Source organism: Robertmurraya massiliosenegalensis JC6, from assembly GCF_000311725.1.
In the GTDB taxonomy this organism is placed as follows: Bacteria; Bacillota; Bacilli; order Bacillales; family Cytobacillaceae; genus Robertmurraya; species Robertmurraya massiliosenegalensis.
Window position 1 is genome coordinate 702016 of sequence record NZ_HE978512.1, and the last position, 17195, is coordinate 719210.

At 32.4% G+C, this 17195-nt stretch carries 8 protein-coding genes and 1 pseudogene; 2 read left to right on the forward strand and 7 right to left on the reverse strand.

Translation table 11 applies throughout. The features are described from left to right. Together BMSHG_RS09700 and BMSHG_RS09715 are read left to right on the forward strand one after the other, a co-directional pair. Positions 1 to 408: pseudogene (locus tag BMSHG_RS09700) on the forward strand (hypothetical protein); the annotation flags it as partial. A gap of 1036 nt (positions 409 to 1444) precedes the next feature. Further along, positions 1445 to 1678 (forward strand): hypothetical protein, encoded by a 234-nt coding sequence (locus BMSHG_RS09715; protein WP_019154256.1) that lies wholly within the window; start codon positions 1445 to 1447, stop codon positions 1676 to 1678. A gap of 22 nt (positions 1679 to 1700) precedes the next feature. On the opposite strand, the gene BMSHG_RS09720 is transcribed toward BMSHG_RS09715, so the two are convergent. The 7 genes from BMSHG_RS09720 to BMSHG_RS09755 all read right to left on the reverse strand — a co-directional run bounded on the left by BMSHG_RS09720 (position 1701) and on the right by BMSHG_RS09755 (position 16625). Beyond that, positions 1701 to 7004, reverse strand: a complete 5304-nt coding sequence (locus BMSHG_RS09720) for an FtsK/SpoIIIE domain-containing protein (RefSeq protein ID WP_019154257.1) — start codon at positions 7002 to 7004, stop codon at positions 1701 to 1703. Further along, positions 7004 to 8551 carry a hypothetical protein gene (locus BMSHG_RS09725; protein WP_019154258.1) on the reverse strand — a complete coding sequence of 516 codons (1548 nt, stop codon included), beginning with the start codon at positions 8549 to 8551 and terminating at the stop codon, positions 7004 to 7006. Before BMSHG_RS09725 ends, BMSHG_RS09720 begins: the two co-directional genes overlap by 1 nt. After that, positions 8551 to 10365, reverse strand: a complete 1815-nt coding sequence (locus BMSHG_RS09730; protein ID WP_019154259.1) for a hypothetical protein — start codon at positions 10363 to 10365, stop codon at positions 8551 to 8553. The genes BMSHG_RS09725 and BMSHG_RS09730 overlap by 1 nt, the downstream gene beginning before the upstream one ends. A 139-nt stretch (positions 10366 to 10504) precedes the next feature. Continuing rightward, on the reverse strand, positions 10505 to 11320 hold the full coding sequence (locus BMSHG_RS09735) for a phosphoadenosine phosphosulfate reductase domain-containing protein (protein ID WP_019154260.1): 816 nt from the start codon (positions 11318 to 11320) through the stop codon (positions 10505 to 10507). A gap of 14 nt (positions 11321 to 11334) precedes the next feature. Further along, positions 11335 to 14748: a hypothetical protein gene (locus BMSHG_RS09740; RefSeq protein ID WP_019154261.1), complete on the reverse strand. Its 3414-nt coding sequence runs from the start codon at positions 14746 to 14748 to the stop codon at positions 11335 to 11337. Next, on the reverse strand, positions 14745 to 15611 hold the full coding sequence (locus BMSHG_RS09745; RefSeq protein ID WP_019154262.1) for a DUF4007 family protein: 867 nt from the start codon (positions 15609 to 15611) through the stop codon (positions 14745 to 14747). The genes BMSHG_RS09740 and BMSHG_RS09745 overlap by 4 nt, the downstream gene beginning before the upstream one ends. Before the next feature lie 591 nt (positions 15612 to 16202). Beyond that, positions 16203 to 16625 carry an NUDIX hydrolase gene (locus tag BMSHG_RS09755; protein ID WP_019154264.1) on the reverse strand — a complete coding sequence of 141 codons (423 nt, stop codon included), beginning with the start codon at positions 16623 to 16625 and terminating at the stop codon, positions 16203 to 16205. Between the last annotated feature and the right edge of the window lie 570 nt (positions 16626 to 17195).

The following is a 17195-nucleotide window of genomic DNA, read 5'->3' on the forward strand; positions in this document are numbered from 1 at the left end:
ACTCTTGGCATATTGGCAAACAATCTAAACTTCATTCCGGATTTTTTATTTAAATACTATCAGGATTCAGGAGATAAATACGAACAATACTTTATTCCTGTATTTATTAGAGAAGGAAGCGTAAAAGACATGGAGAGGTTGGCTTATTATACAATTCCTACAGCAAATGGTCGGTTCAAATACAATGCAAAGATCTTGGCATTGTATAAAAGAAAAGAAGAACTAGTTAATGATGTCATTCGGAAAACAAAGAAAGTAAACACCAATAAGATAACAAACGAAATAGTTGATAACAACGGAATGAATATAGACAATATAGTATTCGCTGCTATAGATGAAATATCCAACGGTAAACTCCTTCTTTACAATGCTAATAAGAAGCAGATCGATATAAGCCAGTTATTCTAGTCTTATGAATAACTGGCTTTTGTATATACTTCCTCCTAAAAAGTTCTCCATTTTGGTGTACTCTCTTGCCTTATAAAACTCACTGGCTGCTAGAAGTTGAATCGGTTTTTATCCATAAAGTACTCTTTTTCGTGCATTTCTTCGTAAAAAGTTCTCCATTTCGGTGTACTCTCTTACCTTTTGAACATCCCATACTAGGTTTTCCCCTTAGATCTCTCTTGTCAGCACATTTCATCTTAAAAAGTTCTCCATTTTGGTGTACTCTCTTTACCTTATGTACATCCCGCTGTTAGCAATTATTCTGGATTTTCCCCTAACATATGTCCTATGCGCATTTCATTTTAATAAGTTCTCCATTCTAGTGTACTCTCTTTACCTTGTGCATTTCGTTAAAAGGTTTTATTGCATAACAGACAATTTATGTAACGGAATAAAATAAGAGTGCGATAATAACTATTTTCGCACTCTGTCTCTTAAATATATTTTAGTGTAATGGTGTTTTCTTAATAAATAATAGTAACCTTTATTTTTCAAACATTTATTAATTCATTTGTTCATACTGCCCTTGATTTAGCAATATCATAATCACAATTAGCAGCACTACTAAAAGATAAATTCTTCTGTAGTGGATATTTTCTATTCATTTGTACTCATTATTTCATTTTTCTTCGATATGTTTGATGAGTTTGAGTTGTGTGATTCTAATATTTCCTCCTTAATGACTTCTCTTGTTAGAAGTACTAGGTCCACTTTTTTCATAAAACATCTTATAGTAAAATGTATTATAAGAGATATCTTACCTATAGAGAAAAGGTGGATTTAGTATGATCTGTATATGTGGTGGTATTTTAGCAGTTAAGAATATAGAGGAACCTCCTAGAATTCTAAAAAGCCATGAAAAAATTTTGTACGATAGAGTTTGTGATGTTGAATGCCTAAATTGTGGAAAAGTACTTTATTCACAACCGTATGACTTTGGTAGTAATCTGAATACTGTAAAACCAACAATGCCAAAGAAATAGAATAGAGGTTATTTATGGAGTTAAAATTAAAGAAGAGCCTAGAGCAATTATATTTAAATTACTATGACGGATTATACACAGAACACCAATTAAAATACATGTTATTAAAGCTATATAAACAATCTGATCTTTCTGATACGAAATGGTCTGAATTGATTCTTGATGCACAGTGGAAGCACGCGACGGAAGAGGATTATGAAAATAAACGGAGACAATTACGTGAAAAAAATAAAGAAGATGGCAAATAAACTTTAGCCATCTTCTTTATTTTTATTCTTTATTTTTAATGAATTGAGTTACATTATAGATTTCGTTACTTGATATAAAAGGTACTTGTGCATAAATCAAATTTGGTTCTCCTGACAATCTAGCTGCTAAATGTCCTTTTCCTAATAAATTCTCAGCACCTTTTTCCCCTAATGCAATCTCAGATGTACCTGAACTTCCAACTTTCAATATAAGTCTATTCCCTAAATTATCTCTTAGTTGCATTGGTAGCGCATCTTTATCTGGTCTTTGTGCAGCGAATATTAGATGAATTCCTGCTGCTCTTGCTTTTACCCCTAACCTTTGGACTGTTGAAGACACAGTACTCTTATACTCATCAATTAACATCCAATCTGCGAACTCATCATGAATAAGAAAAATGAAAGGTAATTTTGACTCTTCAGGGACTTTTTCGTTGTATTCTTTAAGGTTTGGTACTTTATATTCTCTAAACCTCAAATACCTATTTTCCATCTCATTTACAAGCTCTTCTAAAATTTCTGATGCTCGCTGCTGATCTATAACAATGCCTTCACTTAAATGCGGTAGTTCTTCAAGATTCTGATAATCAACTCCGTATTTCGGGTCAATCAGGTATATCTTAGCTGTTTTAACTGAGTTTGTGGCGCATATATCAAGTATCAACGTTTGGATTAATACCGATTTACCACTACCTGTTTCCCCTGCAATTAGCGTATGAGGGGCGTGTTGTTCTAGGCCACCAAATGGTCCACCTAGATTTAAATAGAGCAACTCTCCATCAACTTCTTTTATACCCATAACAAAATTTAAATTGGTATCGTGTACATCATTTTTCAAGCTTCTTTTATTCCAAACATTCGCTAATGATATAGTTTCTCTTTCTGGTCTTTCTACAAACACAACTATTTCACCGGGCTGGGGTAGTACATTAATAATATTTAAAGCGTGTGTGGTTAAAAGTTGTGATTTCTTTTTTTCAATATCCTCTACTCTTAATCGATCAGAGCCTTTCAACTTAATAATAGCAGCATTTGGTGTTAATCTAGATTCCAAAACCTTCCCTTGCAGGTTATAGGTTGCCAATGCTGATTTTAAAGAATTAACTACATTAGTTAACCATTCTTGATCCGATAAACTATGATTTTCTTCATTGGTATTGTTAACTATCCAACCCTGAAGGCTGTTGCTACTTTCTCCAGTAAGCTTAGTCTTGGTAACAATAGGTTGTTGCTGTTCTTCTTCTTTGTTACTTGGATTGCTTTCTTCTTTACCTTCATTTGTATCATTATTCTTACTACTGATCGTATGGTCAGTTACTTCTTGTGTTTCACTTAACTGACTTTGTTCAGAATTCTGATTGTCCGTAGGTAATGAAGGACTGAATTTCTTCCATGTTACTTCATTTGAAAATTGCGACCTTACTGTAAATAACGGTTTCTTTTCTAAGAGTGATAGAATTAATCCCCTTACAGACTCCCTTGAATATACTTCTTGGTAACAGTTTTCTATATCAGTTATTTTTACTTGCTCACTCTCTATAGTATCTGTGCCATCACTTGTTGGTACAAAAACATGTGAGTATCCTTTTATTTCTATTTCTACTTTACCTGTTCTAATTAATTCTCTCCATTTTTCAATAGATATTGTAGAGTTTTGCATAAAAATTGTCCCTTCTACAAGTAAATCACTTATTTTGGACAACCATAAGTCTCTATCAAGGCGACTAGGTACACCGAATAATGCCTCATTTATTCTCAAGACTGTATCTATAAGTTGTTTTTTTGAGGTTTTCTTGGAATTCGATAGGTTTTTAATATCTACAAACTTGGCCTCCGTAACCATCAGTTTTAAGTAGTATTTCCCATCCTTCTCAAATGGACTAAGAGCAAGTATGTCGGCAATCTGCTCTTCTTTTTTGCCTAACCAGCTTGCATAGTCATCAAGAAAATACCACCCAATGCTTTCCTCTTCTTCAACCTCTTCTTTGGTAATTAACTTACTAAGGACTACCCCCATTAACTCACTGGCATATCGTCCTATTTTTGCTGCTCTTAAAACAATATCACCTGATAACTCATTAGCTTCATTTATAAAAAAGTCGGTTAACCAATCGATATCTTCATCATTGATACCTAAATTTAATGCCTTAAATTTTCTTTTTAATATTATTTTTAAGAGTTTAAGAGATGTTGTTGTAGAAACAACTAGGTTTGGACCATTAGTCTTATTATGTTGGTATTTTATTACATTGACGCCTTGGCTTTTTAAAAGTCTTCTATCTAGTAGCTCATCATAATTTGCTACCCACTCGCCAAGTTTATGAGACTCTTCAAACACATTTTTAGTTTCACTGTTTTGAAAGGTAATTTGCCTTGCTGGTAAAAAGTACCCTTCTGATTCTTCATCCACACTTTCAGATATACTTCTAATAAAACTTAAATACTGCCATCCCTCGGCTAGCTGACTAGGGCATACTAGATAAGTAGTAGATTTTAATTCATCTTTTGCTGATGGCCGACGTCGTGACCATCTAGCCGGAAATAACTCTAGATTACTTGGATTATAAGTTGTCTCTACTTTAGTCCACTCAAAATTAGATTGTCTGGATATTACATCCTGTAAAAACACTATATCGTAAGGTTTACCTTCCTCTTTTTCTGAAACAGAAGATTGATGTGCCATTACTCCTATACGAAGCTTTGCCATAAAGTCATTTGTTACTTCACTTGCAACAAACATATCAGGGTCAGAATCAGATCCTTCAACCATCTTTGAATATATCTGATTTAGTTTATTTGTATCTCTATGTCTTAATACCACTTGACACCTTATATTGTCATTTTTACTATTTAATTTCGAGATAGAGTCCACAATTGAGAGTGGTAATCTTGTAGAGTCGGAATTGTATAATACGACGCCTAAGTTTGCACCCTCATGGGGTTGCAATTCAAGATATCGCTCTAATAAACCAGTTAGCTTTTCACTTGCATCTCTTGGATCTTCATTTGTTTCTTGATCAGTTACCTTAACAATTGGCATTTCCATTAGACTATAATCATAAAGAGAATCTGTAATTGATAGTAATTCAGGGATTTCTTCCCCATTAAACCCTAAGCAAATCTCTGGATAATAAGAATGCTCAATATCATTTATGAGTTCATTGAAGAAAAGCTTTGAATCTCCAAAGTCTATTTCTTTTGATGATAATAAGTAAATAATTATATTGTTAATTTGTTGCATTTTCGTCGCAAGAGCAGACATCCTGAAAGGGTTCCAAGGAGGTATAATTGCTAAAGGTTTCGTGTCTCTTACCTCTACCACTCCTAATTTAATAATTGGATACCAGAGATTAATCCGGTTAATGTCTCCTTTTGCATATTTGGCAATTTTACTTAATAATTCTCCATATAGTATTGACTGTTGAGTGTGCGACTCATTTATTAAGCCTTCTTCTACCCAATGGTTGAGAGCATTAGTGTACTCTTTAGAAAACTTCTCCCAAGAGGTTAGTATTTCCTGATAACCGGCTTCATTAACTCTCCCCTCAGCTCTAGAACTTTCTAATTCCTGAAGGAACTGCTTTGATATATCTTTATCTACCTCATACACTCCTACAAGAGAACCTCTATCTTGCCTATATACTGCCTGCAAGGTATAGATATCGTTTAGAGATATTCCTTGTAACTTTCCTTTTTTACTTATTGGGTTTTTTGCTACACTCGTATGTTGAAAAGGATTTTCTTTTAATCTTCTCAAATCATTAAATAGCTCCATCCCAATTGCATTTGTTGCACCTTCCCAAACCAATTGAACTTTACAGTCTTGTTCTATGCCGTGTTCATCTTGATAGAATAGTTCAAAATAAAATTTAATTTGCCTTGAACCTTTTGATATGGAGTTATTTGGCTTAAAAGGGTTTCCTTTCGCTTTTGCCCTTTTCTTTTCCTCTTCTATAAAGTTATCGTATTCGAAAAGATAACAAGTATCCCATTCTATAAAAGGTTTTGTTAACTTCTCTAACCCCTTATATCTAGTACAAAAATACAAGCCTAAATCGGTATTTATATTTAGCCAAGCACTTCTTGAATCCCTCTTTTGTGTTTTGATTTTAATTACCTTTTTCCCACTTGAAGCTTCTGATTGTGCAAAAAGCCTTTCTATTGCTTGCATAAACCCAACTAAGAAGTCACTACACTCAATAGGCTTCCCATAAATAAACTTATCCCACTTGGCCTTTAACTTCTTATTGTTTTCAATTTGATATCTCTGCTTTTCATAGAATGCTATATCTTCCTCATTTGGTTCCCTTGCTTTTCTCTTATCCAATAGCTCTAGATAACTCTCATCTTCTTCAGTAATTAAATCTGAATACTCATCCTCTAAGAATTCCTTAGTTTCCTCGGCTAAAGTTGTTTTTTTGGAGATTTTTATACCTGAGAAAAAAGTACCAATATGGTCTTGTTCCCATTCATAGTTTGCTAAAGCCTCAGATTCTTCATTCCATCCGGGCTTAGATTCTATGAACTTTAATATGGCAGGATGTATATCTTCAGGAATGTATTCTTTAGCATCTTCAAAGGAATTTTTAAGTTGATCATTTTCTATTACATCTCTAGACGGGGTTAACTTATGAAGAAAATAACTTCTCTTTTCTTTTAATTCTTTAAATGCTGCTGCCCACTTATTTTTATAAGTTAAACGATTGTCAGGGATACTATAGAAACAACCGGAATCTCTTGGAATTTTTAAAGCGGGTAATGCCCAACCTAACGCCTCTATAAGAGAAGTCCCATCTTCATCTATACTTTTTCTGGTACTTACAATAAACTTACTAAACATTTCTAAGCTACAATCGTTAATACTAAGTAATCCTGTTAAGGCTTTTCCCCATATATTTAGTAACCTATCACTTCCGTTTATAGAGGGTAAATCACCCGATACCACTTTTATCCAAAGGTTAGTATTTACTTTTAAATCATTAGCTCCTATAGTATAAATATTTCTTAACGATTGGCCTTGATCGTCGTTATTATTTGCCAACAGCAGTACTGGTTTATCAGTATGGGTATGTCGCAACCTAGTCGTTCTTTCTCTAGTAATAATACTATCAGGTAAATCGTTACCAACCACTAGTTCTAGCGGTATTTTTATATCAATTATGTCTTTAAGATAATTATCATTTAAGATTTCTTTACATATCTCAGATACCTGCGGACCGGACAATCTATCCAATAAAAATCTAGCAGTTCCATCAGAGGATTCACTCTCTATATTAGATTTTAAATATTCAACGGCTACTTTTCCAATTAACTCTAAATGATTCATCATACACCATCCTTTGCAAAAGGATTCTCTACATATGCACAAGCATCAGACAACCTTCTTAGTAATCCCATACTAGAAAGCCTTTGTTCTAACCTTTGTGAATTATCCGAGAAAGCTTCTTGATCAGCTTGCCCTGAATTAATAACCTCTGTTGCCTCTTTATCGCCAATGATAAATCCATACTTTTCAAAAAGCCTTTTCAGAAAGTCTTGGAACTCCATTCTTTCAGGTACATTTGCTAATACTAACGTTTTTAAGAGACTGTCTGTTGGTGCATACCTAATTCGTTGACTATTTCTACTTGAGGAAAATCCTATTTCTCTTCCCCACACCCTATGGAAGTTGTTAACGTGTTGTTTATGTCTTGCAATTGCTTTTTCCACTAACTCTTCTACCAATGATTCGATATTTTCCGATAATAAATCATCATTATTTGATGGCCATAAAAAATGTCTATTTAATAACTTTTGCGCTTCAAAAAATGGATCAGGAAAGGTTTGTAGGTTTTTCCATTCCTCTGTTTCTTTAATGCTTCTTATATAATGCTCTAAAGCTTGTCTAGAAAGGTTATTATTGTTAATATAGGAATCTGATGCGAGATCCCTAATAATTGTTTTTTTAGGTGCCAATATTTCTAAAATAAACTGAGTTTTATTGCTCTGATTAAGAACATCTTTTGATCTATTAAGAAAATAGATAATCATGTGCAGGCCCGTAATATTTACTATATGTGGTATAGTATCGTATGCCGGAATCTTATTATTAAATATATTTATCCAATCGTCAGCCATATTAGTGTACTCTGGTAAATATTCATAAGGCAGGTAGGATCCCGTTGAATCTCTTGCCACTTCAGCCTTTCCATAATTCGGCTGCAATAGTTGGGCTAATCTGTTATAAATTGACTTTGAATTGATTATATTTGGTTCAAGAAAGCTCAAAAGCTCTTCCCCTTTGGTTGAGCGGGAAAGCATTAAGTATAACAGCTCACCAGTTCTTCCAAAGAACCTTCTATCATTTTGAACTTTATTCCCATTCACCCTCAAATCTTCATATAAGCACTCTTTGCCATATGGAAAGATAAATTGGGAACTCCATCTTTTATTATTTTCTCCTTCAATAGTATTACTTTGAAGAAATTTAACTGTTTCGTAGAACTTGTCGAAGGTATCAAAGTTTTCCTTTAAGTAAGACAGATTCGGATAATCACTTCCTCCGAAATTTTGTTCAGCTAATTTTATCCATTCACTCCAAGCTTTTTGTTCATCATTGGTTGCTTGATAGTCACGATATACAATTTCCATAAAAGGATTATTAAAAAGTATATTCCTTAAATAAAGTCTGGTATATGGACTATATGCCAACGTATTATACTCTTGTTCCATAAATGCTCTTTCTCTTTCGCACTCTGAGTTTAATACTCCCATGAATTCCATTAAACAAAGCCACGGTGTTTGTTCATCGTATAATCTATGACCCCAAATTGCTTCATCTACCCAAAAATCCGACTTTATATTGTTAGATGTTCGTGGAAGAGTTTTTAGCATTAGAACACCTCCAAAGTCTTATGCTCAACTATGCCTTTATCATTTACTTTTAATAGTTTAAGGGAAATTTGCGCCTCTTCAAGTTCACCATCCGCTATTCTTCTATCATCTAATTTTTTTAATAATCTACTCTTAAATGCTAAGATATCCTCGTAGCATTCTCTTGAAAAACTACCGGGTAATGCTCCTTCTGCCACTCTAGAAATAAACTCATACCTTACTAATTGTAAGTTAAGTCTCACAGGCTCTAAGTCACTCGCAAAACTTACAACCAAATTTAATCTTTGCTTGTCTTCTCCCATATCAAACTTGATATATTCGCCTCTTTTTGGAGAAACAGAAACCATTTCCTCCAAGACCCTACTAATTTTGGCTTGAGAGTAATTGCCGGAAGTAGACAAGATTAATTGATCATTGTTTTGCACTAATAAACCAGTGGTAATTCTGTTTAAACCTCTTACTAATCGGGTAAGGTATTGAGGCTTCACCCTCTGATTTTCTTTTAATACTCGGTAAACTTGGTCTAGGAATTCTCCTGCATATTGAAATGTTGTTAAATTCCACAATTTTAATCTATCTACTAGCTTCTCAGGAATTACAAAAAATAATCTTTGCCGTTGAGATTTTAGCATTTCTAGAAAATTATCTTTGTCTTCAACATCGCCTTCTAAGTACGCCTTTTTCTCTGAAATAAATACCTTATCAGCTCCGTATTGTTGATCTAATAGAACAAGTTGTTCGTAAAGTTCATAATACTCCTGATCATCTTCTCCAAATATCAGTATATTATCTACAAGCGTATTCGTTTCTGATCCTATACCGAATTTATTCAGTGTTACAAATATATCTGTGGAGTTTCTCTTTCTCTCAGACAGGTTTTCTCCGAATATATTACGGTAAATACTAGCTAGGTAAGTTGTATTGTTTTCATTTATTTTTGGGATATCGCTACACTTTAATAATTTATCCCTAACATCTGGATGTCCTAGTAACATATTTGAAACTAAGAGTAGTAATTGCCTTAGTGGCATATGTATCTCATTTATTTCACATAAAGTTAATAAGTCTACTAACCGCTTCGTTATTAAGCTATTTTCTTCTTCTAATCTCTTCTTGTTTTCAATTATTGGACAAAGGGTTTCATTTGAATTATTAAGTGGGCAATTGGTACATTCTTCCCAGCCGGAATTATTTAATACCTCTGTAATTATCTTTGGAAGAAGGTTTGCTGAATTAGTTTTACTTAAATTGTATAATTTTATTAAAAAGCCTGTTTGCTCTTTTTTCCCATCTACTAAAAGGTCCTCAATACATTTTTTCGTATCTATAACATTATAGGTTTGATTAACCATCTTCCACGTTTCAAGCAACTGACCATCATTAGCAGCTACTAAAAATACTGTTCTATTTTCCATACCCATAATCGAATCAGCCATTGTAGACAGGATTTCTCTTTCATCTTCCAATAACTCACTTAAATCCTTTATAAATATTACTTTGTAATCATTAACTACTAACTCTTCTATCTTATTATTTTCCGCCCACTTAACTTCAGACCCACCAAGTCTTTTCCAAATTTCACGACAGTAATAGGTTTTGCCATCTCCCGCTGTACCAGTCAATATCACTGAATAAGGATTTACACTTTTAAAATTTTCAACTAGTTCCTCAAGATATTCCATATCAATTCTAATTGGTGTAACTTTATTTTTCCTCAAAATTGACTGTATAGTTTCATCATACATATTGTCATTTTGAGGAATAGGACCATATTGTCTTAAAAAATTAACCCAATTCGATCTTATTGCGCTCATCCTTTTTATCCCTCCTTTTTCATGTTACAAATTTTCCCTAATTCAATTATACTTTAATAATTGGGTCTATTACACCATGAATTAAATAGCCAAATATAAAAGAGCTTGGAATTTTACATCCAAGCTCTCTAGACTAATGTTAGGCATAGTGACAAACGCAGGGTACATCATTTTCTTCAACTAACTTTTTTGCAATTTCAGAGTCTTTATCCAACTCTTTGCGATATTCCTGTAAGGTAAATGGCTTTCCATTTCTTTTAAGGATAGTAACATCGCCCAGTTGCTCTCTTAATCTACTTTCCATTTCTTCTTGTTCAATATAAACACTTGGCCAAGTTTCATATAAATGCTTATAATGATTGAATCCACCTCTAACACATCTGCCACCACAGTTTGCGTGAGAAAACCCTAAATAATACATTTCTGGAAGTCTTATATTCCAGTCTTTTGTAATAATATTTTTTATTTCATCATCTGATATATTACTTTCATAAAGTGGGAATACCGTTTTTACTGGTTGTTCCTCTCCATTACGAGGAAGTAGGAAGTGATTATATAATGCCTCAATCCCTTCTCGTCTCCGTTTCTCATGTTTACCAATTCCAAAGTAAAGTATTGGTTCAAATCCATTATCTCGCAGCTCTTCAAGATAGACCATTGTTTGGTGTACTTTTAGATCAGATGAGCATTTTGCGAGTCTTGAGTTCCCAAGAAAACGTGTATCCTCAAATACCTCTTCTGGTGTTCTCCCATCTCTAACAGTCTTTATATCTATCCCAATTTTTTCTGCTACTTCCACCATGAAACGTTTATTATCTTTATGTTCCCAAAGAGTATCAGTAAAAAATAACTGTGATTTTTCCTCACCATGTTTTTGTACCATTAAATACGCAACATAAGCACTTGCAGCACCACCGCTAAACATGGCAATATATATCGGTTCTCTACCATACATTCCTATCATCCTTTTTATTTGTTTTCTTCATAGTAATCTACCAATAACTTATATAGCAGTGCAGTTATTTCTTCTTTTGGTAGTTTTCTTGCCATTAACTCAAGATCTGTTTTTACATTAGAATAAATAATATTACCCTTTGGAGATAGTTCTCGTTTAGGGATTGCTAAGGTCTTTGAATCAACTTTTACTTCATGATATTCATCTTTAAGGCTTTCAATATTTATTTCTAAGAGTGATTTGACTGTTTTAAAGAATACTTCACTAGTCGCATCAGACCAATCTTCCCTATTTACACCTACTAATTCGCTTGACAATTTATTTATCCAATTATTTTCATCAGTCGATAAAATCAAGTTAAATAACTTATTATCAACTTTTAATATCTCGTTTTGATTTTGGATGTAATCAAATAATTCTTCAAAGGAATTGGTATTTGTTAATTCAAAAACTATATTTTCAATTTGCTTTTTATGATTTTGAGAGTACTCTTCATACTCTTGCTTAATTTTGTTTACCATTTCTACATTAAGTTTTAAGTTTAATAGTTCCTTTAATGCAGTATCTGGTTCAAACTCGCCCTTTGTAATGAGCTTTTTAAAAATATTGGCATTTGTTGATAAACTGTTTGTCTTCTGAGCTATCTTTGGGAGGCTATTTAGCCACCTTAATAGCATTCTGTTTAATCGTACACTTGGATGGTAAGAGGAATCTAGCTCTGTTCTATATGATTCAAAACATTCATCTATTACATCTATTATATTTTTATACTTATTATCTAATTTTTGATGACTAAAAGTATAATTTTCTGGTTTATCTAACATTCTATCATATAGAATATCACCATTTACATCATTAATATATGAACCGTCTTTATGGTAAAACATTATATATTTCCATTCATTTTTTAAGATAGCTGTCAGTAATACAGGAATATTGGGTTCCCTAATTCCGAAATCTTTGCCTTTAAAGATCTTTATTAGTGTTAAAAAGTTCCCACTTTCTGATTTTATCTCGTTCATTATTTTTTGGCGTAACAATGTTATTTCTTGGCTTTCATTCTGACCATTTATATTATTATTTTTTACAACAGAGGCATATATTAACTTGGCCGGACCCTTAAACTTGTAATTACTCTCACCACTAATAATAGCGTCGATGACTTCTTTTGCAGCGTTTAACTGTTGCTTTGAAATATTCCTTCTATTAAACGACTCATTATTTATTATTGGAGTATGACCATAATACTTAAATGCAATCTGTGACAACTGTTCACTTAGAGCTATTCTACTTCTGACGTTTATGTTGATTCCTTCGTGAATCCAGAAAGACCCTTTATAATGTGTTATTGGCTCAAGAAGCTGCCTTAATCTATGGATTTTATTTTCTCTAATCTTTAGCAACTCTTCTTCAACAATTGGATCCTCATTCAATAAATATTTATCCTCTAATAGTTTCTCCACTGAAGATAATTCTAAAATTTCCTCATCAAAATTATTGAGAGGCTTCTTGGGTAAAGCAAATATTATACGAGAGTGTCCATTGCTTAATTTAACTATTTGACTTCTTATTTCTTCAATAGCTGAATCCTTTTCAGGTATAACATACAAAATTTTAAGATCTGAATTAGAATCTTGATTGATAGATTGTAATTCTGTATCATAGAGGTCATTTGCATAAATAGGCTTTATAGCTGCAAACCTAATCATATTTTTTTCATCATTATATCTTTTGGGATAAGCATATTTTGTATCTAAGACTTTACTAATAATGTTTATACTATCAAGTTTATTTATACCTAAGAGTTTTCTGTCAGTTATTTTCGCATTTAAATCAATAGAACTGCCTTCAAATACTTCCCAATTCTCATCGAATAGTCTGTACCTTAAAAGTTTTTTATTCTCAAGTATTTCAATTATTTTATTAACTTTATTTAACTCCCAATTAAGCGCAAATGATATAAATTCATTGGTTAATTTTCTTTTATTACTTAGGTTTGCAATATCCCACAGTGTGAATAGTTTTAGTAGCTGTAACTCACTTTGTGCAGAAGCTGTATTCTCTACTCTTTTTTTCACTCTCAAATATTTTAGGTATGCATTTCCAACTAAGGAATCACTCATAAATTCTTGAAATGCAGGTTCAAAGTAATCAAATAAACTACTTACAAGATACCATGCTTTTTCTGTGTGAAAATAATTTGCTAGTCCACCTTTTTCATTACTTTCTAAGAACGTAAATAATGTTCTTTCATTTTGAGCTACAGCATTAGCTAGACGCGGAAGGGTATAAACTGTAACGGGATGTAAAGGAAAGGAGTTCTCGACTACTATTGTCTTCTTCTCTCTTCCATTTAATTCTGGAAATAAATCATATTTTATTATTTCATTTTCAAATCTATATTCTTGATTCCAATTATTCCTATAATTCGATGTAACTTGACTGGCAAGTCTAATAAATGTTGCTGGATCACTATGAGTATGATAGATCTTAAAGCGTCCCTGAATTCTTTTAAATTCATTTTGTAAATCCTCTCCATAACTAAGGAAATACTGATTTAAGTTTCTATGAGTTATTAAAAGAATAATAAAGTTTGCACTTTGATGATGGTCAGCTACTTCTGCTATATCCTGAATGTCTTGCATGGCTTCAACCGTTTCATATTTATCCAAACTTTGAAGAAATCTCCCGAATTCATCATATACTAAATATATTCCTAAGTTCTTTTTATCAAGCTCATCTAAGATATTTGTTAAATGCTCAGTTAAGTCAAGATTATAAGAGAGGCTTAACTCAGCGCCTGCTGTTAATACAGGGTAAGTCTTTTTAAACCAATCAACTGTCTCAGGTTCATGTTCATCAATATCTCGAATGAAGCTTTCTATAGTCCAATTGTTTGTATTTAAATAATTCTTAAACTGAACATAAGTGTCATGATATTGTTCTTCCCATAAGGAAATTTTGTTTTTTATTTCATCAACGTAAGAAGGTATAGAGAAGTCAAATCCATATTTAATAATTGTCTTGTGTATAGATGAAATTATTGCTTCACGAAAGTTTCCTTGATTTCCATTTATCACTACAGGTATATATCTTTTTTCTAAGTTCCTTACTTGATTAAATAAATGGCCAACAGCTGCCTCTTTAGTAGTTACTTTATCAAATTTACTAACTAATTCATTAAAGGTATCCTGTTCAATACTTTTGGATACTACATTTGCAATTAAAGTTCCTACCATAGATTTCCCTGAACCATATGAGCCTATTAATATATGAGACTTGTTTCCTTTATCTAAAAAGCCTTCTAAAACTCCTGAGAGACTCTCTGAATGAGTAGGAGTTGGAATATACCTTTCTGCTATCCATTCACTACCTAAATCGAGCTTTATATTAACACTTGATTTGAATTTACTCTGTGTACTTATCATCTTAATGCCCTTTCTTTTCTAACATATTCTTCTTTTAAAAATTCAATAGGATTAGCAAGAGTAACTCTAACTAAATCCAATCTATTCGTCCTATCAAATACAAGCGGATACTTAGTTGCATTTACAAGTTGTTCAATTGCCCTTACAATCTCACTTCTTTGTAAATTAAATACCTTCCCCCATAGATTTTTACTCGTTTCAATCTCATCTATTGATATTTCTGATTGACCATATTTCAATAACACGTACATTAATGCTGTTAAACCGATATCTTCAAATTTAGGATTTTTTTTATAAATCCTACCATCTACTTCTTCTATTAGATTTAATGCTGCAAGAGGACTTTGAATGACTTCCTCCGGATCATCTGATTTGTTTTTGGAATAATACTGTTTAATTAGACAATCGATATCGCGTTCTAATGTATCCGTCGAATTCTTCGAATCGTAATTCTTATTTATCCATGTAATAAGATCCTTGATAGCCTCTTCTTTTACAAAAGAATTTTTTTCATATTCATTAAAGAACCAATACCAAGTAGTTGATGGCTCTTTACTGTCCACAATGTGATAGTGAATGATGCTAATAGTATCATTAATCTCTATATAAGGATCATACGCATTAAAAATTTGCCCAAATGGTGAGATAGTGTGAATTACTTTATTATCACTATCCCTTTTATCAGTTTCACAAATATCCGTTGCCTCAATCCAATGTTTCAACGATTTAACCATATTTGTTCCTAACCCAATTAATTCTGATGCATCTTTCTCATAAAAAAATCTATTATTATCTAATTGCTGTATAGCTTTTCTTAACCAATATGTTCTAAGATAAAAACTTTGATGTTGTCCAAAACCCAATTTAATTCGCTCCTTTATTTCTGGAGAAGTATCTCCAGAATAACTACTAACTAATTCTAACATAGAAACTTACTATATTCATTTATAAGCTTGAAATTATATCCAAAATACATTAAAATTCCATACACATTTATGAACATGATTATTGATAATATTTTCATCCTAGTTAGCAGTTCTATTATGTTATGTTCAATTCTTTGGAGTTTTGAGCAATACTATTGATCAAGTAGAATCCTTTTCACTATAATTCTTAAAAGTTATAAGCAAAAAAATAGGACTGAAAAGGATTCAGTCCATAAGGTTGTTAAGCCTCTTTTTTCTTCACTTTGAAAAATAAACTACCAATAAAGCCAATTAAACCTCCCAATGAAAGAATAAGAAATGGAAATGTAAAACCATGGGTAATTATATTGTACATCCCGCTAAAAAATAGAAGAAGGCAGCTAATTATACTAATAAGATATCTTATCAAACGTTTTCCCCCTTAACTATTTGTTCTAGCTTAGATTATTTAGTGAATGATTTGTTATGATTTTTCTCCACGGTAAGTGAACCGCTTATTGAAACAGTCACTTTTCAAGGGAGGTGATTTTAATTCAAAACTTCTATTGAGAAAACATTATTTTTCTCAAAATCAGTTATTATTTCCGGAGACAATAGTAATCTCAATTGTTCTTTAGTGGCCCACTTGAAACTAGAATGTTCCTTAGAAAGAATAGCATTACTACTATCGCTACTACATAGATAAGTCAAAATAACAACTTGTCTTGTTGGATCAGTTTTGAAGGTAGTAGCATATAAAAGTTTCTCTACTGTAACAGATAATCCTACTTCTTCTTTAATTTCTCGTAAGAGTGCAGATTCTAACTCTTCTCCAAACTCTATTTTTCCACCAACACATTCCCAAGTCCCGCCGCCGATTTTATCTTCTTTAGTACGTTGAACTATTAATACCCTGCCTTCATATACAATAACACCTTTAACAGCAACAACTATTTTATTTGAACTTTTCATTCTTCATACTCCTGTTTATATTCTGATCTCGGTTAGAAACTATGGGGCAAAATTTTGCACAACATCTCTGATAAACATAATTCCACCAATAGTAAGCAGAAACAGTATAACAGCTAAAGCTAGGGCTAACTTTTTATTGTTTCTCTTTATAACAATTAGAATGATTAATACAATAACAACTACGAAAAATAGTAACAAATACATATTCGTCACCCGTCCCCCTCTAAATTTATAAAAAGAAATCATAGAATTGTACATCTTGTTATTTTGGAGCTGTAAATAAATAATCCACCCCGCTACACTGTGAACCGTTAGGGTGGATTATTATGCTCTAAATCCACAATGGCACGGCCATTTGGATAGCAAGGGGTTTAATCCCTTACTTTCCTCATTTTAACATTTTTTAATAATCTTTTCACCAAAAATCCCCGATATAATTTTCAGAATAGTAAATCTTTATTTTTTTATTGTTAATATCTTAAAATATTAAAATTCCGAAGGTACTATGTCTTTCAACCAGATATAGCCGGCAATTATTTGGTTAATATAACCGAAATATAGAGGGATGTA